This window comes from Dietzia sp. JS16-p6b, assembly GCF_003052165.1.
In the GTDB taxonomy this organism is placed as follows: Bacteria; Actinomycetota; Actinomycetes; order Mycobacteriales; family Mycobacteriaceae; genus Dietzia.
Window position 1 is genome coordinate 3,386,533 of record NZ_CP024869.1, and the last position, 19,763, is coordinate 3,406,295.

A 19,763-nucleotide genomic window follows, 5' to 3' on the forward strand; every position below is an offset into this window, starting at 1 on the left:
GTGCCGCGCCCGGACGGGGGCGGCACACTGGGGGGATGTCCGATCCCGGCTCCGGTCCAAGCTCCAGCTCCGTCGACATCGCACACCTGGTCTCGGCGATGCGCCGGACCGAACCGTTGGTGCACTGCCTGACCAACTCGGTGGTCCGTCAGGTCACGGCCGACGTCCTGCTCGCCGCCGGTGCGGCGCCGGCGATGGTCGACCACCCCGAGGAGGCCGCCGACTTCGCGGCCGTCGCCACCGGGGTGCTGATCAACGTGGGAAACCCGACGGCCGAACAGGTGGAGGGCATGCACGCGGCGATCGCCTCGGCCAGGGAACACGGCACGCCGTGGGTGCTCGATCCGGTGGCGGTCGGCGGGCTGACACTCCGCACCGGGCTCGCCACCGACTGGCTCGACCACGGTCCCGCGGCGATCCGCGCGAACGCCTCGGAGATCGTGGCGCTGGCCGGGGCCGGGGCGGGTGGCCGCGGCGTGGACTCGACCCATGACGTCGCGGCGGCGTTGCCGTCGGCCCTGATGCTCGCCGAGCGCGCCGGCGGCGTCGTCGCGGTGACGGGTGCGCAGGACGTCGTCGTCACCAACTCCGGCGGGCTGACCATCGCCACCTGGATCACCTCGGGGCATCCGCTGCTCCAGAAGGTGATCGGCACCGGGTGCGCTCTCGGGGCGCTCACGGCCGCCTACCTGGGTGCGGCCCGCGCCGCCGGCCTGCCCGACCACGACGCCGTGGTGGCCGCCCACGCCCACGTCGGAGCGGCCGGAGCGGCTGCGGGGCGGGTCGCCGCGGGCCCGGGACTGTTCGCGGTGGCGTGGCTCGACGCGCTGTACACGCTCACGGCCGAGGAGATCGCGGGCTCGGTCACGCTCCTCGACGCCACGCCGTGACCCGCCGGGCCCACGGCACCGTCGACTGGCGGTTGTATCTGGTCACCGACCCCCACCTCGGCGGTGGCCGGGACGCGGTCCCCGGCATCGTCCACCAGGCCGTCCTGGGCGGGGTGGGGGTCGTCCAGATCCGGGACAAGGAATGTGACGACGACGAGTTCGCCACCCGCGCGTCCGCGGTGGCCGATGCCGCCCGTCGGGCCGGGGCCCGGGTCGGTCGCGAGGTCCCCGTGTTCGTCAACGACCGTCTGGGGGTGGCGCGCGAGCTGGGGCTCCATCTGCACGTGGGGCAGCGGGATGTCCCGTTCGAGCGGGCGCGCGCCGACCTCCCGGAGCATCTGATGCTCGGGCTGTCGATCGAGTCGGACGAGCAACTCCACGTCGCGCTGGGCGGGCCGGGGCCCGGGCCGGACGTGATCGGGGTGAGCCCGGTGTGGTCCACGGCGACCAAGACCGACACCGCTGCCGCTCTCGGCGCGGCAGGGGCCGACCGGCTCGCCCGGGCGGCCCGTCGGCGGGGTGTGGCGGCGGTGGGCATCGGCGGGATCACCCCGGCGAACGTCGGCCTGCTCGCGGGCACCGCCCTGGACGGTGTGAGCGTGGTGTCGGCGGTGATGCGCGCGCCGGATCCGCGCGCAGTCGCGATGGACCTGCTCTCACGCTGGGATGGGGCCCGGGTTCGCGGGTGATCCCGCCGCCCGCGCAGTCCGTCACGGGGAGGAGGACCGGGGTAGCACGAACCGGGTCACGGGATCGAAACCGCGCCACCGCGCCCATGGTGCCCGTACCGTCGGCAGCATGCAGGACAGCACCCCGGACCAGATCACGATGGTCGAGTTCCCCAGTTCGTCGATGCCCGCGACAGCCGACTTCCTGGCCAGGGTGTGTGGCTGGACGCCCACCGTGTACGGGACGTCGTACACCGACCTCACCGGCGGCGGGATCGAGGTGGGGATCCAGGGTGACGACGACGAGCAGTCGCAGGCACCCCTGATGGTGATCCGGGTGTCCGACCTGGCCGAGGCCCGCGGCCGGGTCGAGGCCGCGGGCGGCGTGGTGACCCTCGACCCGTTCTCCTTCCCCGGTGGCCGACGGTTCCACTTCCGCGAGCCGGGCGGGAACGAGATGGCCATGTGGGTGCCGGAGTAGCCACCGCCGCACGCCGCCGCGCACAGCCGAGCGCCGCCTCCATTGAGTCAGCTCAGGGAACCGAGCCGGCTCGCGGAGTCGGTTCGAACCCCTCCGGCAAGGCCAATCGTGTGAGTTTGGCCGGGTTGGAGTGGAAAAAGACCCGCGTGACGCGGTCGTCGACCACGCCCAGCTGGGCCACCCGGACGACCCCGCGGGACACCACCGCCAACGCGAACTCCCCGTTGACCTCGACCGGCGCGATCATGCCGCCGGACAACTCCGCGGCCTTGATGAGGAAGTACGCACACTTGCGGGCCCCCACGATGTCCCTGCGGGCGGCGTTGACCTTCCCGTCGCTGTCCGAGACCACCCGGACGTCCGCGGTGAGCACCTCGATCGTCTGCTCGAGGTCACCGGCCAGGACGGCCTCAACCAGGCGCGTGATCACCGGCTCCGGCGCACGTTCCGGCGGCCGCAGGTCGGTGTCCAACCGGCGGCGTGCCCGGCTCACCCACTGGCGCACCGTGGGCACGGCCGCGTCCAACGTCTCGGCGATCTCGGCGTAGGGCAGGGCATAGGCCTCGCGCAGGACGAAGGCCGCCCGCTCATCGGGTGCCAGCTGCTCGTAGGCGAGGAGGACGGCGATCCGCAGATCCTCCCGCTGTTCGGCCAACTCCGCCGGAAGCAGGGCGGTGTCGACGGGCTCGGGCAGCCACGCCCCCACGTAGTCCTCCCGCCGTCGTCGCCGTAGCCGGTCCAGACACAACCGGGTGGTGACGGTGGTGAGCCACGCCTCGGGGTTGTCGGGGTGAGAACCCGGGTCGAGGCCGACCAGGCGGGCCAGGGCCTCATCGGCGGCGTCCTCTGCGTCGGCCCACGTCCCCGTGATGCGGTATCCCACCCCGAGCAGTCGCCCCCGGACCCGGTCCACCGCGGTCCGGTCGAGTCCGGCGAGCCCACCGGCCGCGGTCACCTCGGACGAACGGGATCGATGTCCTCCGGGCGGACGCCCTTGAGCGACCCCGGGTCCTTCCTGGTCGCCACTGCGATCCGGTTCCATGCGTTGATGGTGACGACCTCCATGAGCAGCTGTCCAGTGCCCGCCTCGCCCCGGTGTCGGACCATCTCGTCCCAGAGGTGGTCCGGGACCGAGTCCTCGCCACGGACGTGGGTGATCGCGTCAGCGAATCGCAGGACCACGAGGTCCCCCGCGGACAGCTCACCGGCGTGGGCGGGCCAGTCCTCGGCGGCGAGGATCCGGGCGTCGTCCCAGCCGTCCTTACGCGCGTCGCGGCGATGCATCGCGGTGCAGAACCGGCACTCGTTCACCGCCGAGACCCGCAGTCTGACGAGGTGGCTGTCGGAGCGGGAGACCCGGGCCCTGGTGTAGGCCTCGAGCGCCAGCATGGGCACCATCGCGCCCGCGCTGACCTGAGTGCGCTGGTGCTGTGTGCGCTGTCCCTGTGTGTGCGGTCCGTGGTCTTTCCGGTGAGTGCTCATACCCCTTCGACGCACCAGCACTCCCGGATGTGACAGCGGATCGGTGTGATCACCTATGGCGATCTCCGGGGCCCCCTCCTAGCCTGGTCACATGACCGATCCCGATGATCTGTTGCTCTCCGACTCCGAGCGCCTGCACGCGCTCACCGCGCTGGGCGACCATTATGCCGCCGGTCGTCTCGACGACCCGGAATTCCATTCCCGGTCCGGTGACATCGCGGCCGCGCGCACCCTGGGTCAGTTGCGGTCATCATTCCGGGATCTGCCCGGAGGGATGCCTCTGAGCAGCGTGGACGGCATGATCGTGCAGACGGCGGCGGCGGGAGGTGGTGAGCTGGCGCGCACCTCGTCGTCACCGGCGGTCTCGGACCCGGATCGCGAGCTCCAGGATCTCCGCAAGCGCGGCAAGACGGTGGAGACCCTCGACGGCCTGGTCCTCGGGGCGACGCTCGTGGCGTTCCTCGTGCTGCAGTTCGTCGTGGGCTGGGATTACGCCTGGATCGTGTGGCCCTCGCTGGTCCTGACCCTCGGGGTTCCGCGCGCGATCCTGCAGTTCTCCGACTCGGACGAGGAACTCTACGAGGAGCTCAAGGAGTCCGACGACGAGGCCCGCAAGGAGCGTCTGCGCGCGGCCACCGAGCGGATCCGCGAGTTGGGGGACGGGCGCGAGACGCACTAGACATACTGACCGCGCAGGTCAGGTCTGCTCGAGCGCGACGCCCTTGCGCTCCGGGAGCGTGAACGCCGCCAGGGCGGCGACGACGAAGGCCGCCGCGAACACCCCGAAGACCACGACCGTGCCTCCGGCACCCAGCATCACCGGGACGAGCAGCGGCGCGACGATGGAGGCGATCCGACCGAACGCCGCCGCCGCGCCGGTGCCGGCGCCACGGGTCGAGGTGGGGTAGAGCTCGGGGCCGATCGCGTACAGCGCGCCCCACGCGCCGAGGTTGAAGAACGACAACGCCATCCCCGCGGCGACGATGGTGGCCGGCGTCCCCGCGAGACCGAACAGCCCCGCCGCCACCGCCGACCCGACCAGGAACACCGCGAGGGTGACCCGGCGACCCCACACCTCGATGAGCCACGCCGCCACCGCGTACCCCGGTAGCTGGGCGAGCGTGATGATGAGTGTGTAGCCGAACGACCTCACCAGATCGAAACCCTGGGAGACCAGCAGGCTGGGCAGCCAGATGAACGCGCCGTAATAGGAGAAGTTGATCCCGAACCACACGACCCACAGTGCGCCGGTCCGTCGTCTCAGGCGCGGGGACCAGATCGACTCGCGCGCGGACTCCCCGCTGGCGGATGCGTCGCGGCCGGGCTCCCCTGCTGGGGCGTTCGCCGCGGCGGGCGGTTTGACCCCGGCCGAGGCCTCGTACTCGCGGACGATCCTCTCGGCCTCGGCGCCCCGACCCCTCGATTCCAGGAACCGCACCGACTCGGGCAGTCCGAAGCGCACGACGAGCGCGTACGCCGCCGGGACCAGCCCGATGGCCAGCGCCCAGCGCCAGCCGTCGTCGCCGATCGGCACCACGAAGTATCCGATAAGCGCCGCCATGAGCCAGCCGACGGCCCAGAACCCTTCGAGGATCACCACCACCCGGCCGCGGATACGACGCGGCGCGAACTCGCTGACCAGCGTCGAGGCGACGGGCAACTCGGCGCCCAGGCCCAGGCCCACGATGAAGCGCAACGCGATGAGCATGGCGATACCGGTCGACAGCGCCGCCGCACCCGTGGCCAGACCGTAGACCAGCAGGGTCGCGGCGAAGACCTGGCGACGCCCGATCCTGTCTGCGAGCAGTCCGCCGAGCGCGGCGCCGATCGCCATGCCGACGAACCCGATGGACCCGATCCAGGACAGCTCGGTGGGGGTCAGCGCCCAGTGCACGGCCAGGGCGGCCATGACGAAGGAGATCAGGCCCACGTCCATGGCGTCGAGTGCCCAACCGACGCCGGATCCGACCAACAGCCTGCGGTGCTTGCGGGTGAACGGTAGGCCGTCGAGGCGCTCCGTGCGGGTGGTCATGCGCGACAACGCTACTCGCCGGACGGAGGCCGGGCGACGCAGGAAGTTCCCCACGAACCCTGGACTTGGACCAGCGTCCGGGTAGCCTGGTGGAGACTGTGTTGAGCATCACACACTGGGAGTGCCTCGTGGACACCACCGATCACGCCAGCCCGGGCGGCGCCGACTTCGACATCGTGATCCGCGGCGGGACCGTCTACGACGGCACCGGCGCCCCGGGCCTCCGCGCCGACGTCGGGATTCGGTCCGGCGTCGTCGCGGCGGTGAGTCCCTCCCCGCTCCCGGTATCGGCGGGCACCCGCGTCATCGAGGCCGACGGCCGATGGGTCATGCCCGGATTCGTCGACACCCACACCCACTACGACGTGGAACTACTGGTGTCCCCCGGCCTGGGCGAGTCGGTCCGCCACGGGGTGACCACCGTGCTCGTCGGCAACTGCTCACTGTCCGGCGTGTACTCGGACACCGTCGATGTGGCCGACCTGTTCAGCCGCGTGGAGGCCCTCCCCCGGGACGCCGTCCTCGACGCACTCGAGCGCACCACGTCGTGGTCCGATGCGGCGGCGTGGCGGAGGGCGGTCGAGTCCCTGCCGCTGGGGCCCAACGTGGCGAGCTTCCTCGGCCATTCCGATGTCCGCGCCTCCGTGATGGGACTGGGCCGCTCGACCGACCCGGAGCACTCCCCGAGCCGGCGGGAGCGCCGCGAGATCGCGCGGCGGGTGGAGGAGGCCCTCGACGAGGGGTTCCTGGGGGTCTCCACCATGACCAACCCCTGGGACAAGATGGACGGCGACCGCTACCGCTCGCGCACCCTGCCCTCCACGCACGCCTCGTGGAAGGAATTCAGACAGATCAGCCGGATCCTCCGGCGACGCGATCGCGTCCTGCAGGGCGTTCCGAACCTCAACACTAAGGTCGACGTGGCCTTCTACGTGGCCACCAGCACGGGCCTGCTGCGCAAGCCGCTCAGGGTGTCACTGCTCGCCGCGGCGGACACCCTCGCCGAGCCCTGGGTCAACCACATCTTCCGGCCCCTGGCGTGGGTGGCCAACTCGCTGGGACGCGGCAGGTTCGTGTGGCAGCACCTGCCGACCACATTCAAGGTGTGGGCCGACGGGATCGATCTGGTGGTCTTCGAGGAGTTCGGCTCCGGGCGCGAGGCACTGCACCTCAAGGACGAGATGGCCCGCACGGACCTGCTCGCGAAGGAGGGCTACCGGCGTTGGTTCCGGCGGGACTTCGAGAAGCGGTTCAGCCCGCGGGTATGGCACCGCGACTTCGACGACGCCCTGATCGTCGCCTGCCCCGACGAGTCTCTGGTCGGAAGGACCGTCGGCGACGTCGCCCGCGACCGGTCACTACACCCCGCGGACTGTTTCCTCGACCTGGTGGTGGAACACGGCGCAGACCTGCGGTGGACCACCACGATCGCCAACGCCCGCGACAAGGTGGCCAACCGGCTCGTCAACACCCCCGGCGTCACCATCGGGTTCTCCGACGCCGGCGCGCACCTGCGCAACATGGCCTTCTACAACTTCGGCGTGCGCCTGCTCGAGCGTGTACACGACGCGGATCGTCGCGGCGCCCCGTTCCTGTCTGTCGAGAAGGCGGTGTTCAAGCTCACCGGGGAACTCGCCGACTTCTACCGGCTGGATGCCGGGCGGATCACCCCCGGTCGCCGCGCCGATGTGGTGGTGATCGACCCGGCCGGGCTCGACGGCGAGTCGCTGGGCTACCACGAGACGGAGATGCCGGAACTCGGCGGGATCCGCCGCATGGTCAACCGCAACGACCGAGCGGTCACCGCGACGATCATCGGCGGCCGGGTGGTCTGGCACGACGGTGAGTTCGCGCCGGGTTACGGCTCGGACTACGCGTCGGGCCGGTTCCTGCCCGCGGGGCGGCGGATGAACCCGGCCCCCACCGGTTTCGTACCCCGGGTCAGCCGCTCGGCGGTCCACGGCCAGGTGAACAACGCCCACACCACCGCGACCACGGCTGCCGCGACACCGATGTAGACCGGCCAGGGGCCCATCAGATCCAGCGGCGACCCCTCCGGCGGAGCATGGCGGAGATACCCGTAGTTCGCCCCGGCGATCAGGTTGACCACAGAGGCCACGGCAGCCCAGAAGACCGTGAACACGAAGGTGAAGCCGAATCCTCGCCAGGTCGGCCGCAACCCCAACCCCCACACCAGGATCACCGGGGCGATGAAGGCGGCGGCATGGGAGAACCAGAACATCCCGTACTCCACCGGTGGGGAGAAGCTGTAGTTCAGGTCCGGGGTCACCAGCGCCATCAGGTTCAGGGACAGACCCCAGAGGTACGCCACCGCCACCGCCCACCCGGCGCGGGTGATCAACGCCACCGGGATGATGATCCGGGCCCAGTCCGAGAGATCGGCCGGGATGGCCTGGGCGGGGTCGAACCGGCCGGGCATCAGGTCCCAGAGGATCCAGCCCGCTCCGACGAGCAACATGAGCCACCCTGCGATGGTGATCGCCCGGTCCACGGCTCGGGAGCCACGGTACCGACGCACCACGCCCAGCAGAACGGCTGTCATCACCACCGTGACGGCCAGAGCGGAGAAGTGGGCCACACCGAAGAGAGGCATCGAGCCGAGATCCTCCTCGGCGGCCAGAACGGTCGCCTTGGTGGTCATGTCCCCACCCTAACCGGATCGCCACGGAGTGCCGGCGGTCGCGACGCGGGCACACTGGACCGGAGAAACCGCGATCGACGAAAGGGTCCGCGCCGTGTCCGACTCACGCCCATCCGACTCCCCGCTCACCGACGACCTGCGCCGCCTGCTCGCCCTGCCGAATCCGTGCGTCATGGCGACGCTGCGCAGAGACGGGTCACCGGTCGCGGTGCCCACGTGGTACCGGCTGGTCGGGGACCGTATCCATCTCAACCTCGACGCCGGACGGGTCCGCCTCCAGCACCTGCGACGCGACCCGCGCGTGGCACTGTCCGTGCTGCAGGTGGACGACTGGTACTCGCATGTGAGCATCCAGGGCCGGGTCACCGAGATCACCGAGGACCCGGACCTGTCGGGGATCGACGCCCTGTCCCGGCACTACACGGACCAGCCGTACCCGGTCCGTGATCGTGCCCGCGTCGATGCCTGGGTGGAGGTCGAGCGGGTACACACATGGGGGGCCGCGGCACGATCCTGAGTCGGCACGGCCCCACTCGGAATACCGTCAGAGCACGCCACACTCCCGGGAGCCGCACATGTCCGACCGTTACCCCCTCGCCGAACTCGCCGATCTACCCGAGGACCTGAGGGAACGCATCCTCGCGGAACAGGAGAAGGCCGGATTCATCCCCGAGGTGTTCCTGATGTTCGGGCGACGCCCTGCGGAGTGGCGGGCGTTCTTCGCCTACCACGACGCCGTGATGGACCGCGAGGGTTCAAACATGTCCAAGGCGGACAAGGAGATGATCATCGTGACCATCTCCGCGCAGAACAACTGCCAGTTCTGCGTGGTGGCGCACGGGGCGATCCTGCGTATCGTCAAGAAGGACCCGTACCTGTCCGATCAACTGGCCGTGAGCCATCACAAGTCCGACCTGACCCCGCGCGAGCGCGCGATCTGCGACTTCGCCACCAAGGTCAACCTGCGATCCGACGAGCTCGTCGACGCCGACTACGCCGCGCTCCACGAACACGGACTGGACGACGAGGACGCGTGGGACATCGCGACGATCACCGGCCTTTTCGGGCTGAGCAACCGGGTGGCCAACGCCACCGACATGCGGCCGAACCCGGAGTTCTACCTGATGGGGCGCGCGCCACGGTCCTGACGGCCGCACGGGTCATCGTCAGCGGTTGACCGGCGTGGTCGGGCTCCAGTGGAATCCCCGGTCGAACAGGTAGCGGAACTCGGGGTCCTCGGCGAGAGTGACGTCCACCCCGTCCCCGCTCAGCGCGATCCCAACGGGCGCCGGTGACCACCTGAGGGTCAGAGTGCGCTCGGGGTCCCTCACGAGACCGTATGTCCCCTCGCGGACCGGATACAGCTCGATCGTGATCACCTCGCCGTCCACGGAGTAGCGCCCGTCGTGGAAGTCCCCGTTGGCCAGGCGCAATCCGAAGCGCGCCCGTTCCGCACCGTGCTGCCCGAAGGCCACCTGCTGCCAGCGCACATCGTCGACCAACTGCTCGGCGGGCGGCGCCGTGTCCTCGACCACGCGATAGACCCCGGCGACCTGGGAGAACGCGGTCGGCGTCCCGCCACCCGCGGCCATGACGCCGAGAACCGCGCCCGGAACACAGAGGGCCACCACCGCGAGGATCGGCCCCGTCCACCTTGTGACGCGCTGACCCCGGGGCCAGGGGATCGGGGTGGGGAGCGTCGCGGCGGGCACGGGCCGGCCCGCGAGGATGCGCCCGACGTGGGCGAACCACGGAGCCGCGACCACCATCCCGGCCACGGCCATCGCCAGGGAGAGTTGCTTGACCGGGACGTCGAAGGTCATGTTGAGCAGAAAGACGACGGCCATGGCCGCGGCGGCGAGGAGGCCACCCAGCCAGGCCGTGCGACGGAAGAGCAGAAGCGCCGCGGCGGTGACCTCGGCCAGACCGGCCAGAACCTGGACCACCGGGGAGAACGCCATGAACCGCCAGAGGAACCCCATCGGGCTCATCTCGCCGAACGCGGTCAGGGCGTCCCCGTAATCGGCGACCCCCATCTGCATGAGGAACACCTTGGGCCACCCGTAGACCAGGAGCACGAGGGCCAGCCAGAGTCGAAGGAGCCAGTGGGCGATCCACCCCGCCGTGACCCGCCACCGCGGGCCGGGGTCAGCAGTCGTGGAGACGGTGGTGGATACACCGTCGACGGAAGGAGGTGTCGACGAGACGGATCCCTGGGTCATGACGCCGATAGTACGAACCCTGAGAACGCCCTCGTACGTCTCAGGGTCTGTCCCGAGGGGGACGATCTCGCCACCCCGCCGGCGCGGCTCTACAACTGCTTGTGCGGAATCCCGTTGATCGTTCCGCCGTCCACCACGAACTCGGTGGCGGTGGCGTAGGAGGACTCGTCCGAGGCGAGGAACAGCACGAAGTTGGCCAGGTCGTCGACAGTGCCCAGTCGGCCCAGGGGGATGGGGATCATGTCGTCCGGGATGCCCTCCGCGATGGGCGTGCGGACGAGACCGGGGTGTAGCGAGTTACAGCGGATGCCGTGCGGTGCGAGTTCGAGCGCGACCGACTTGGTCAGCCCCCGGACGGCCCACTTCGCCGCCACGTACCCGTGCGCCCACGGGGTGCCCCGCATCCCCTCGATCGACGAGACGTTGATGATCGAACCACGCCCGGCGGCGATCATCACCTCCGTGACCGCCTGGCACCCGTAGAAGGTGCCCGAGAGATTGACGTCGAGGATCTGCTGCCACTTGTCGTGCCTGAACCTGTGCAGTTCGGCGCCGTTGACGATCCCGGCGTTGTTGACCAGCACATCGACCCCGCTCCAGTCGGCGACGGTCTCCTCGACGACGGCCTTCCACTGGTCCGGGTCGGATACGTCGAGGTGACGGTAGCGCGCACTCGCCCCGAGCTCGGCCGCCACGGCCTCGCCCTGCTCGTCCAGCACGTCGGTGAGCACGACCCTCGCGCCCTCCTCGACGAGGCGGCGCGCGTCGGCCTCACCCATCCCCCGCGCGGCCCCCGTGATGATGGCGACCTTGCCCTCGACCCGACCCATGATGACTCCCTCTCCTCGTGAACAACTGTGGTGCTGAGGCCGGTCGTCGGCTCAGCGGGTACCGACGATGCCCGGCGCGCCGGCGAGCGGCAGATCCAGCGTCGTGGCCAATCCCGGCGCCGCGGCCACGACGGCGGGTACGGCGTTGACCACTCTGCCGACCCCGGCGAGGATCGCCGAGTAGTTGTGGTCGCCGTCCGCGCTCTGCGCGGCCAGGTCGAGGACGTACGAGGGCTCGCCGATCACCTCGACGCGGTACGAGTGCCCCTCCTGGACCGCGTACGGCCAGTCCGGCCGCAGGTCGTCCCGGGTCCGGGTGACGTGTTCGACCACGATGACGGGCTCGCCCGCCACCATGCCGGTGATCTGGAAGCGGAACCCCGCCTGGGTGCCCTCGGCGATGGTGCAGGCCGCGACCTCGTAGGTCTCCGGGGCGGGTTCGCGCTCGACGTGTTCGGTGATCTCGTCCACCTCCACGCCCAACCCGGCGGCGAGCAGGTGGATCGACGCACCCCACCCCGCCGTCAACACCCCGGGCAGGAACAGCAGCGGGGTCTGGTCGAGCGGGGTGCCGAATCCCATCACATCGACCATCGACTCGGTGGAGTCGTAGGTCGCGTAGTCGGAGAACTCGGTGCAACGGACCTGGCGCACCTCACGGCAGGTGCCGGTGATCGCGAGCGGGAGGAGGTCGTTGGTGAACCCCGGGTCCACGCCGGTGACGAAGAGGGTGGCACCGCCTTCCAGGGCCGCGGCCTCGAGCTTGGCGCGCGCGCTGTCGGGGACGCCCGCGGCGGGGTTGATGAGCGGAGTGGGCGCTGTGCCCGCCACGTTGATCCCGGCGGCGAGGTACTCGCGGATGTCGCGCGCGGCCTCCACCGGCCGGGTGTCGCTCATCGCGCAGTAGACCACGCAGTCGGGCGCCGCGGCCACGATGTCGGCATGGTCCGTGGTGGCGGTGACACCCGTGACCTCCTCGAGACCGGCGAGCTCCCCCGCGTCCCGGCCCGCCTTCTCGGCGGAGTGCACCCAGACGCCCACCAGGTCGAAGCGCGGGTCCTCGACCAGCTGGCGCAGGGCGATCGCCCCGGCGTTCCCGGTGGCGATCTGCGCGACCCGGATGGCCATGTGTTCCCTCCCGACGTGAGGCGGCGTGCGGTGGAGCGCGCCTGCTCGCGGCGGACGCTACCAGAGCGTGACGCCTGATCGGGGTCAATTCGGACACGTGACCGGACAGTTGTCCGGTCACGTGTCGGGGCCGGGTCAGCCGACGACGACGCCGCAGGCGATCCGGCTGCCTCCGTCACCGGCCATGAGCGTGTCCTCGTCGGGCCCCTCCGGGGCGTAGCGCTCCGGGATGTGCGCGAGGTTGTCCGGGTCCTCGTGGATCATCACGGCCGTGCCGTCGTCGTCCAGCAGTAGCTCGCGGTCCAACCGGTCGGTCAGGGTGGTGATGCGCGCGGTCCCGTCGCCCGCGACGTACAGCGGGGGAAGATCGCCGGCGTGGTCGGGATGGCTGGCCTCGTCGTCCGGACCGACCAGGTGCCCGCCGGCCGAGAGGAACGCCCCTCGCTCCTCGGGGTCGTTGGGATTGGCACTGTCCGGCTCGCACAGTCCGGTCGTGTGGATGTGCAGGCCGTGGAAGCCGGGCTCCAGCCCGGAGGCCTCGACGGTGACCAGGGTCCCGCCGTCGACCTCGACGAACTCCACCGTGCCGAGCGATCCGCCCTCGGGGTCCACGAGGTCGGCGGTCGCGAAGGCCTGGCCGCCCTGCTGCTCATCCGCGCCTCCCGCATCGGCGGTGGTGGCGGCGGTGTCCTGCGGGCTGGCGGCCCCCTCGTCGGCAGGCGACTCCTCCCCTGTCCCGCACGAGGCGGCCAGGACGGCGGCGGCGGCCAGCGCGACGAACGCACCGCCCCGGCGTGCCCGCCGGAGGGAGGGCGGGGTCTGAGTGGTCGTGGTCTGAGATACGGCGGTCTGAGATGCGGGGGTCACCGTGGTCACGGAAGGGCCTCCTTGTCGTCGGGGTTCTCGTGGGCGACGCTGTGGTCGCCTTCGTGGCCGTCACCGTACCCAGGCTCATTCCAGGCGCAACCGGGGTCGACCGGTGTCGCGCGCGTCAGGCGGCGGCCCGGAATCGCCGGAGCCGCAGGCTGTTGGCCACCACGAACACCGAGGAGAACGCCATCGCCGCCCCCGCGATCATCGGGTTGAGCAACCCGGCCGCCGCCAGGGGCAGCGCGGCCACGTTGTAGGCGAACGCCCAGAACAGATTTCCCTTGATCGTCCGCAGGGTGCTGCGGGACAACCGGATCGCATCGGCCGCCGCGAGCAGATCCCCGCGGACCAGGGTGAGGTCGGAGGCCTCGATAGCCGCGTCCGTGCCCGTCCCGATCGCCAGGCCCAGATCGGCGGTGGCGAGGGCGGCCGCGTCGTTGACGCCGTCGCCGACCATGGCCACCACGCGCCCGGCGCCCTGCAGCCGGCGGATCACCTCCACCTTGTCGGCCGGCAGCACTTCGGCGATGACGGTGTCCGGGCCGGGCTCGATGCCCACCTGCTGCGCCACCGACGCGGCCACCCTGACGTTGTCGCCGGTCAAGAGGATGGGAGTGAGCCCCAGGCCACGGAACTTCTCGACGGCCTCCGCGGAGGTGTCCTTGATCTGGTCGGCGACCACGAGCACCCCGCGGGCACGGCCGCCCCAGCCCACGGCGACCGCCGTGTGGCCGCGACCGGAGGCCTCATCGAACGCCCGTCCGAGCTCGGCCGGCAACGGCATGTCCTGCTCGGCGAGCAGGGCGGGACGGCCCACCACGACGACCTCGTCGTCGCCCTCACGGTGGCCACCCGCACCGAGCGCGATGAGCCCGGACACCCCCAGTCCCTCCGTGTTGCGGAACCCCGCCACCGGCGGGAGGTCGCCGACCCGCTCGCGGGCGCCGGCGGCGATGGCCCGGGCGATGGGGTGTTCGGAGGCGTCCTCCACAGCGCCGGCGCAGCGCAGCACCTGCGACTCGTCCTGCCCATCGGCAGCGGTCACCGAGACCAGCGCGGGCGCTCCGGTGGTCACGGTGCCGGTCTTGTCGAGCACGATCGTATCGACGCGGCGGGTGGACTCCAGGACCTCGGGGCCCTTGATGAGGATGCCCAGTTGCGCGCCGCGGCCGGTCCCGACCATCAGGGCCATGGGCGTGGCCAGACCGAGCGCACAGGGGCAGGCGATGATGAGCACCGCGACCGCGGCCGTGAACGCCATGGAGGCGCCGGACCCGGTGAGCAGCCAGAAGGCGAACGTCGCGGCGGCCAGGACCAGGACGGCGGGGACGAAGACGCCGGAGATGCGGTCGGCGAGGCGTTGCGCGGCGGCCTTGCCGGACTGGGCGTCGGTGACCATCTGTGCCATCCGGGCGAGTTGGGTGTCCGAGCCCACACGAGTGGCCCGGACGATGAGACGTCCGCTGGTGTTGACGGTTCCGCCCACCACCGCGTCGCCGGTGGAGACCTCGGTCGGCACTGACTCCCCGGTGACCATGGCGGTGTCGACGGCGGAGGCTCCGTCGACTATCCGGCCGTCGGTGGCGATCTTCTCACCAGGGCGCACGATGAACTCGTCGTCCACCTGCAGGTGTTCCACGGGGATCCGGGTCTCGACGCCATCGCGCACGACCGCCACGTCCTTGGCGCCGAGTTCGAGCAACGACCGGAGGGCCGCTCCCGCCGTGCGCTTGGACCTGGCCTCGATGTAGCGGCCCAGCAGGACGAAGGTGGTGACCCCGGCGGCGGCCTCGAGATAGATGTCCCCTGCGCCGTCGCTGGGAGACAGCGAGAACTCGAATCCGTGGGTCATCCCCGGCATTCCGGCGTGGCCGAAGAACAGCGCGTACAGCGACCACAGCAACGCGGCGGACGTGCCGATCGACACCAGGGTGTCCATGGTGAACGAGCCGTGCCGGATGTTGATCGCCGCGGCGCGATGGAACGGCCATCCGCCCCACACCACGACGGGCGCGGCGAGCGTCAGGGAGAGCCACTGCCAGTTTGTGAACTGCAGGGCGGGGATCATGGCCATGGCGATCACGGGCACGGACAGCACCGCGGAGACGATCACACGGTGGCGCAGACTCTCGACGCGGTCAGGCGCCGCGGAGTCGTCGGTGGCGTTGCCCGCATGCGCTGTGGCGGTGACCGCCCCGTCGGCGTGCGTCGTTCCCGGAACGGCGGCCGAGGTGCGGGGTCGTGGCCACCGGGCCGAATACCCCGCCTGTTCGACGGTGTCCAGTAGGAGCTGCGATTCCACGCCGGGGGCGTACTCGACCCGCGCCTTCTCCGTGGCGTAGTTGACCTCGGCGGTCACCCCGTCGAGTTTGTTGAGCTTGCGCTCGATCCGGCTGGCGCACGAGGCGCAGGTCATGCCCTCGATCTGGAGGTCGACGAATGCGGTCGCAGGCCCGCTGGAGACATCGGTGTCAGTCATGTCCGGTCAGCTCATTCCGCGTCGTGGAGTGTGTACCCGGCCTCGTCCACGGCCGCACGGACGAGCGCGGGGTCGACGGGCTCGGGGGCGACGACGACGAGGCGGCCCGACTCCAGGTCGACATCGACCGCGGTCACGCCGGGGATCTCCGAGACCTCTTCCCTGACGGAGGCGACGCAGTGTCCGCAGGTCATCCCGGAGACGGTGAAGGTGGCGGTGTCGGACATGAGGTTCTCCCTTGGTGGTGGATGGTCAGCGGTGTGCAGGAGCGGACCGGGTGTCGTGCCTCAGGACTTGACCAGGCGAGCGATGGCCGCGTTGGCCTCGGCGAGCTTGGCCTGTGCCTCCGGTCCGCCGTGCTCGATCGCCCCGGCCACGCAGTGGCCCAGGTGCTCCTCGAGCAGGTTGAGCGAGAGCGACTGCAGGGCCCGGGTCATCGCGGAGACCTGCGTGAGGATGTCGATGCAGTACTTGTCCTCCTCGACCATCTTCTGCAGACCGCGGGCCTGGCCCTCGATGCGGCGCAGTCGCTTGAGGTGATCGTCCTTGTTCGCGGTGTACCCGTGCTCGCCCATGGCGGATACGGTACCCCCCTAGGGTACCTGCCGCAAGGCCTGGGACACCCCGGCACCAGGCACCGGCGACCGGACGGGCTGCTACCGGTCAGGCTGCAGGCCGTGGTCGATCCCCCAGGCGACCGCCTGCGCGCGCGTGCCGACGCCCATCTTCCGGTACGCGGCACGGATGTAGGTCTTGACCGTGTTCGCGGACAGATAGCACCTGTCGCCGATCTCCCGGTTCGACAGGCCCTGCACGATCAGCCCCACCATCTCGGCCTCACGGGCCGAGAGGCCGGCATCCTTGGCGGGCCAGTCGTTGGCACCTGTGGCCGTGTGTCCCGGCCCCACCATCGTCACGACGCTCCCCGCCGCGATCTCCTCGATCCCACGCACCAGGTCCGCCGCGGGCAGGGCCTTGGACAGGAAGCCGTTCGCCCCCAACGCCAGGCTGTCGTCGACCGCGGCCCGGCCGGAGGCGAAGGAGTACACCGCGACCGCGCCGATCGACGGGTCCTCACGCAGCGAGGCGAGTCGGGCGTGTTTGCCCACCGGTGCTGCGAAGGTGTCGTACAGGGCCACGTCCACCGCCGTCGCCCCTTTGGACACCGCGTTCTTCTCCACGACCTCGACGCGGTCGGAGTACTCCGAGAGGATCGCGTTCACCCCGGCGACGACGACGAGATAATCGTTGATCACAGTCACCCTGACCGGCATGAACAGACAATAGCAACGAACCCCGGCTCACCCGATACCGCTATCACACCCCTGAGGGTGTGGCCCGACCACTTTCACACACCGGATGATGGAGTGTTCCTCCGCGAGCGATCCACGGATCGCCGCCGAACCGAAAGTGGGTTGATCATGTGGCTGAGGCAGCCTGGACTGCACTAGAAGATCGATGGGCCTGGGCCGACCGCGGGAACTGCGTGGGACACCAGGACCTGTTCTACAACGACGACCACGACCTCAAGGGCACGAGGCGCAAGAACGAGGAACTCGCCAAGCAACTCTGCTCGACGTGCCCGGTACTCGACCGGTGTCGCGCCTACGCCATCGAGGAGCGAGAGCTCTACGGCGTCTGGGGCGGCATGACCGAGATGGAACGACACACGAAAGCGGGCCGACTGCGCACCGGTTGACCTGCGCCGGGGCCGCGACGACCTGAGGCCACGTTGGCGCACAACGGGTTCCAGACGATGATCGCGCACCCCGTTCCCTCCCGCCGCCTCCGGGGCTACTCTTCTGCTACTCGAGGCCGGAGGAGAGTCGATGCCCGGTTTGTCACGTCGCCAGTTCCTGAGCCGCGTCGGCGCACTGGCCGCGGCGTGGGGCCTGGCACCGATCGCGCTGGGCGGTCGACTCGCTGTGGCCCAGAGTCCTCCCGAGGTGCCGCGGTCGACGTTGTCCGGAACCATTCTCCGCAGAGAGGGCGAGACCCGGTCCTATCGCACCCTGGCCGCGGGCCCGGGCGAGGCCCATCTGCCTCGGATGGACATCCTGCGTGCGTCTCCGTCTGCGGCACGAGCCGGGGCACGCCGTTCGCTCCTCTACCTCGGACACCTGTCCGACATGCACGTCATTGACGCACAGTCCCCGTGCCGTATCGAGCCGATGATCGTCCAGGATCACGCCACGTGGGGATCGGCGTTCCACCCGCAGGACCCGCTCACCGTGCATGTGACCGCGGCGATGGTCAAGTCGTTCGCCGACAACTCGATCAGCCCCGTGACGGGGGCTCCGCTCGGTGCGGCGATCGTCACCGGCGACAGCGCGGACATGCATTCCCACCTCGAACTGCGGTGGTACATCGACGTCCTCGACGGGGTACCGGTGACCCCGAACAGCGGGTCACCGACCCTGTTCGAGGGCGTGCAGGCCTGGCGGGACGCCCAGTGGGCGTACCGGCCGGAGGATCCCTCGGGCGGCGCGTTCGGCGACTACGGGTTTCCCCGGCTGCCCGACCTGTTGTCCCAGGCCATCTCACGCCCCGTCGAGTCGGTCGGCCTGCCGGTGCCGTGGTATGCGGTGTACGGCAATCACGACACGCTCCTGCTGGGCACCTTCGGTCTGTCCCCCCAGCTCCGTTCCCTCGCGGTCGGCTCGCAGAAGTCTCACACGCTGGCCGCCACCGCGTCGTCGACGCTGAGTGGATACGCCGCGACCGCGAGCCCGCTGCAGCGGCTCGGTGACGCGTTGGGGGTCCGGTCGGGTACCAGACCGGGATTTCGTGGGGTCACCGCGGATCCGCGCCGATACCTGTTCGAGCAACGCGAATTCATGGCCGAGCACTTCGACACCACGGAGACGCCCGGCCCCGTCGGGCACGGATTCACCCAGCACAATCTCGACTCCGGGGAGACCTGGTGGACCGCGGACCTGACGCCCCACGTACGGGTGTTCGGCCTCGACACCTGCAACGCCGTCGCCGGCGCCGACGGTGCGGTGCCGGGCGATCAGTTCGAGTGGCTCAGGGGCCAGCTGGATCGCGCGCAGTCGCAGGAGAAGCTCGTCCTCATCCTGACCCACCACAACAGCATGACCCTGGAGAACCGGGCGCGGCGACCGGGTTCGACGGCCACCCTCCACGGCGCCGACGAGTTCGTGGACCTGCTGCTGGCCTACCCGGTGGTGATCGGCTGGCTCAACGGGCACACCCACCAGAACCAGATCCTCGCCCACCGCGGACGCGACGGGGGCTTCTGGGAGATCACGACCGCATCCTGTATCGACTTCCCCCAGCAACAGCAGACCGTGGAGATCGTCGACAACCGGGACGGGACGCTGTCGCTGTTCACGACCGTTCTCGATCACGCGTCGCCGGTCACCCCGGGCTCCTCGGGCGGCTACCTGGACCTCGCATCGCAGAGCAGGGAACTGGCGGCGAACGACTGGGCCGAGAACCCCCTGATGAGGCGCGGCTCGGCACTTGACCGCAACACCGAGCTCCTGCTGCCCGCCCCGTTCGACCTGGACGCGATCACGGATGACTCACTGGAAGAGCAGCACCTGCGTGAACGCGCTCGCCTCCTCGCCCACGAGCAGCGAGCGCAGCGATGAGGCGGGGCACGGGGGACGGGAGCGGACGCGAGATGACGCGCCGGATGAAAGTTGCGACGGGGGGAGCGATCGTCGTGCTCGCGGTGGCGGGATGTTCGCAGATCGACGCGCTCGCGCCTGTCGGGGGAGCAGAAATCGCGGACCTTCGATACGCGGCGAACGAGGTCCTGCTCGAGCAGGGGGTCGAGATCCTCGTCGCACCGGTGTGCGAGGGCCACGGAGCAAGCCTGCGATGCGTGGGGGAGACCGTCGACGAGGAGACCATCACGGCGACGCTGACCTCCGAGGACGGCACGACCTTCGAGCTCGAGGTCGGGGGGCGCCTCATCTACTCCGGCCCCGTGCAGGCCGTACTCGACCGCAACGGCACGGTGGGTTCGAGATGAGCGGTGGGCGCACGAT

The 19,763-nt window shown here is 70.4% G+C and carries 21 protein-coding genes and 1 pseudogene; 10 read left to right on the forward strand and 12 right to left on the reverse strand.

Annotation, left to right across the window (positions count from 1 at the left end; genetic code table 11):
- The first annotated feature begins 35 nt into the window (after positions 1 to 35).
- The 3 genes from thiM (at position 36) to CT688_RS15670 (ending at position 2,039) form a co-directional block, all read left to right on the forward strand.
- Positions 36 to 890, forward strand: a complete 855-nt coding sequence (thiM, locus tag CT688_RS15660; protein WP_107757644.1) for a hydroxyethylthiazole kinase — start codon at positions 36 to 38, stop codon at positions 888 to 890.
- A complete protein-coding gene (thiE, locus tag CT688_RS15665; RefSeq protein WP_107757645.1) occupies positions 887 to 1,579 on the forward strand; it encodes a thiamine phosphate synthase in 693 nt (230 codons plus the stop codon). The genes thiM and thiE overlap by 4 nt, the downstream gene beginning before the upstream one ends.
- 109 nt (positions 1,580 to 1,688) lie before the next feature.
- The gene (locus CT688_RS15670; RefSeq protein WP_107758264.1) at positions 1,689 to 2,039 is read left to right on the forward strand and encodes a VOC family protein; all 351 of its coding nucleotides are present in this window, start codon (positions 1,689 to 1,691) and stop codon (positions 2,037 to 2,039) included.
- Positions 2,040 to 2,091: 52 nt separating this feature from the next.
- On the opposite strand, the gene CT688_RS15675 is transcribed toward CT688_RS15670, so the two are convergent.
- Positions 2,092 to 2,994, reverse strand: coding sequence for a sigma-70 family RNA polymerase sigma factor (locus CT688_RS15675; RefSeq protein ID WP_107757646.1), 903 nt, complete (start codon positions 2,992 to 2,994; stop codon positions 2,092 to 2,094).
- Entirely contained in the window at positions 2,991 to 3,437 is a 447-nt protein-coding gene (locus CT688_RS15680) for a carboxymuconolactone decarboxylase family protein (RefSeq protein ID WP_107757647.1), read from the reverse strand. Before CT688_RS15680 ends, CT688_RS15675 begins: the two co-directional genes overlap by 4 nt.
- A 175-nt stretch (positions 3,438 to 3,612) precedes the next feature.
- Between CT688_RS15680 and CT688_RS15685 the strand changes: the two genes are divergently transcribed.
- Positions 3,613 to 4,200, forward strand: coding sequence for a DUF1707 domain-containing protein (locus CT688_RS15685; protein ID WP_107757648.1), 588 nt, complete (start codon positions 3,613 to 3,615; stop codon positions 4,198 to 4,200).
- A gap of 18 nt (positions 4,201 to 4,218) precedes the next feature.
- Here the strand turns inward: CT688_RS15685 and CT688_RS15690 are convergent, their stop codons facing one another.
- Positions 4,219 to 5,553 (reverse strand): MFS transporter, encoded by a 1,335-nt coding sequence (locus tag CT688_RS15690; RefSeq protein ID WP_107757649.1) that lies wholly within the window; start codon positions 5,551 to 5,553, stop codon positions 4,219 to 4,221.
- Between the two features lie 128 nt (positions 5,554 to 5,681).
- On the opposite strand from CT688_RS15690, the gene CT688_RS15695 reads away from it, so the two are divergent.
- The gene (locus CT688_RS15695; RefSeq protein ID WP_370446362.1) at positions 5,682 to 7,571 is read left to right on the forward strand and encodes an amidohydrolase family protein; all 1,890 of its coding nucleotides are present in this window, start codon (positions 5,682 to 5,684) and stop codon (positions 7,569 to 7,571) included.
- Here the strand turns inward: CT688_RS15695 and CT688_RS15700 are convergent.
- A pseudogene (locus CT688_RS15700) lies at positions 7,565 to 8,215 on the reverse strand (TIGR02206 family membrane protein); the annotation flags it as partial. The gene CT688_RS15695 and the pseudogene CT688_RS15700 overlap by 7 nt on opposite strands.
- A gap of 94 nt (positions 8,216 to 8,309) precedes the next feature.
- Between CT688_RS15700 and CT688_RS15705 the strand changes: the two are divergent.
- Positions 8,310 to 8,732 (forward strand): PPOX class F420-dependent oxidoreductase, encoded by a 423-nt coding sequence (locus CT688_RS15705; RefSeq protein ID WP_107758265.1) that lies wholly within the window; start codon positions 8,310 to 8,312, stop codon positions 8,730 to 8,732.
- Between the two features lie 58 nt (positions 8,733 to 8,790).
- Positions 8,791 to 9,363 (forward strand): peroxidase-related enzyme, encoded by a 573-nt coding sequence (locus tag CT688_RS15710; protein ID WP_107757651.1) that lies wholly within the window; start codon positions 8,791 to 8,793, stop codon positions 9,361 to 9,363.
- Positions 9,364 to 9,381: 18 nt separating this feature from the next.
- On the opposite strand, the gene CT688_RS15715 is transcribed toward CT688_RS15710, so the two are convergent.
- The 8 genes from CT688_RS15715 to CT688_RS15750 form a co-directional block, all read right to left on the reverse strand.
- Entirely contained in the window at positions 9,382 to 10,437 is a 1,056-nt protein-coding gene (locus CT688_RS15715) for a hypothetical protein (protein WP_197431436.1), read from the reverse strand.
- Positions 10,438 to 10,526: 89 nt separating this feature from the next.
- Positions 10,527 to 11,267, reverse strand: coding sequence for a glucose 1-dehydrogenase (locus CT688_RS15720; protein ID WP_107757652.1), 741 nt, complete (start codon positions 11,265 to 11,267; stop codon positions 10,527 to 10,529).
- Positions 11,268 to 11,318: 51 nt separating this feature from the next.
- Positions 11,319 to 12,395, reverse strand: a complete 1,077-nt coding sequence (locus CT688_RS15725; RefSeq protein ID WP_107757653.1) for a diacylglycerol kinase — start codon at positions 12,393 to 12,395, stop codon at positions 11,319 to 11,321.
- A 135-nt stretch (positions 12,396 to 12,530) separates the two neighbouring features.
- Positions 12,531 to 13,271 (reverse strand): superoxide dismutase family protein, encoded by a 741-nt coding sequence (locus tag CT688_RS15730; protein ID WP_107757654.1) that lies wholly within the window; start codon positions 13,269 to 13,271, stop codon positions 12,531 to 12,533.
- 115 nt (positions 13,272 to 13,386) lie between these two features.
- Positions 13,387 to 15,744: a cation-translocating P-type ATPase gene (locus tag CT688_RS15735; RefSeq protein WP_107757655.1), complete on the reverse strand. Its 2,358-nt coding sequence runs from the start codon at positions 15,742 to 15,744 to the stop codon at positions 13,387 to 13,389.
- 11 nt (positions 15,745 to 15,755) lie between these two features.
- Positions 15,756 to 15,971 carry a heavy-metal-associated domain-containing protein gene (locus tag CT688_RS15740; protein WP_107757656.1) on the reverse strand — a complete coding sequence of 72 codons (216 nt, stop codon included), beginning with the start codon at positions 15,969 to 15,971 and terminating at the stop codon, positions 15,756 to 15,758.
- A 60-nt stretch (positions 15,972 to 16,031) separates the two neighbouring features.
- Positions 16,032 to 16,319 (reverse strand): metal-sensitive transcriptional regulator, encoded by a 288-nt coding sequence (locus CT688_RS15745; protein WP_107757657.1) that lies wholly within the window; start codon positions 16,317 to 16,319, stop codon positions 16,032 to 16,034.
- An 81-nt stretch (positions 16,320 to 16,400) separates the two neighbouring features.
- Positions 16,401 to 17,018, reverse strand: a complete 618-nt coding sequence (locus CT688_RS15750; RefSeq protein WP_182612019.1) for a response regulator transcription factor — start codon at positions 17,016 to 17,018, stop codon at positions 16,401 to 16,403.
- Between the two features lie 149 nt (positions 17,019 to 17,167).
- Here CT688_RS15750 and CT688_RS15755 point away from each other — a divergent pair, with 149 nt between their 5' ends.
- From CT688_RS15755 to CT688_RS15765, 3 genes are all read left to right on the forward strand, one after another.
- Positions 17,168 to 17,443, forward strand: a complete 276-nt coding sequence (locus CT688_RS15755) for a WhiB family transcriptional regulator (protein WP_107757658.1) — start codon at positions 17,168 to 17,170, stop codon at positions 17,441 to 17,443.
- A 130-nt stretch (positions 17,444 to 17,573) separates the two neighbouring features.
- Positions 17,574 to 19,361: a TIGR03767 family metallophosphoesterase gene (locus CT688_RS15760; protein ID WP_107757659.1), complete on the forward strand. Its 1,788-nt coding sequence runs from the start codon at positions 17,574 to 17,576 to the stop codon at positions 19,359 to 19,361.
- 44 nt (positions 19,362 to 19,405) lie between these two features.
- Positions 19,406 to 19,747: a hypothetical protein gene (locus CT688_RS15765; RefSeq protein ID WP_156607290.1), complete on the forward strand. Its 342-nt coding sequence runs from the start codon at positions 19,406 to 19,408 to the stop codon at positions 19,745 to 19,747.
- Positions 19,748 to 19,763 lie beyond the last annotated feature (16 nt).

Coding starts and splice junctions, on each gene's coding strand:
- CT688_RS15685 (WP_107757648.1), top strand. CDS start 3,613: ATGACCGATCCCGATGATCTGTTGCTCTCCGACTCCGAGCGCCTGCAC.
- CT688_RS15760 (WP_107757659.1), top strand. CDS start 17,574: ATGCCCGGTTTGTCACGTCGCCAGTTCCTGAGCCGCGTCGGCGCACTG.
- CT688_RS15765 (WP_156607290.1), top strand. CDS start 19,406: ATGAAAGTTGCGACGGGGGGAGCGATCGTCGTGCTCGCGGTGGCGGGA.
- CT688_RS15750 (WP_182612019.1), bottom strand. CDS start 17,018: ATGCCGGTCAGGGTGACTGTGATCAACGATTATCTCGTCGTCGTCGCC.
- CT688_RS15670 (WP_107758264.1), top strand. CDS start 1,689: ATGCAGGACAGCACCCCGGACCAGATCACGATGGTCGAGTTCCCCAGT.
- CT688_RS15715 (WP_197431436.1), bottom strand. CDS start 10,437: ATGACCCAGGGATCCGTCTCGTCGACACCTCCTTCCGTCGACGGTGTA.
- CT688_RS15680 (WP_107757647.1), bottom strand. CDS start 3,437: ATGGTGCCCATGCTGGCGCTCGAGGCCTACACCAGGGCCCGGGTCTCC.
- CT688_RS15735 (WP_107757655.1), bottom strand. CDS start 15,744: ATGACTGACACCGATGTCTCCAGCGGGCCTGCGACCGCATTCGTCGAC.
- CT688_RS15740 (WP_107757656.1), bottom strand. CDS start 15,971: ATGTCCGACACCGCCACCTTCACCGTCTCCGGGATGACCTGCGGACAC.
- CT688_RS15725 (WP_107757653.1), bottom strand. CDS start 12,395: ATGGCCATCCGGGTCGCGCAGATCGCCACCGGGAACGCCGGGGCGATC.
- CT688_RS15745 (WP_107757657.1), bottom strand. CDS start 16,319: ATGGGCGAGCACGGGTACACCGCGAACAAGGACGATCACCTCAAGCGA.
- thiM (WP_107757644.1), top strand. CDS start 36: ATGTCCGATCCCGGCTCCGGTCCAAGCTCCAGCTCCGTCGACATCGCA.
- CT688_RS15720 (WP_107757652.1), bottom strand. CDS start 11,267: ATGGGTCGGGTCGAGGGCAAGGTCGCCATCATCACGGGGGCCGCGCGG.
- CT688_RS15710 (WP_107757651.1), top strand. CDS start 8,791: ATGTCCGACCGTTACCCCCTCGCCGAACTCGCCGATCTACCCGAGGAC.
- CT688_RS15690 (WP_107757649.1), bottom strand. CDS start 5,553: ATGACCACCCGCACGGAGCGCCTCGACGGCCTACCGTTCACCCGCAAG.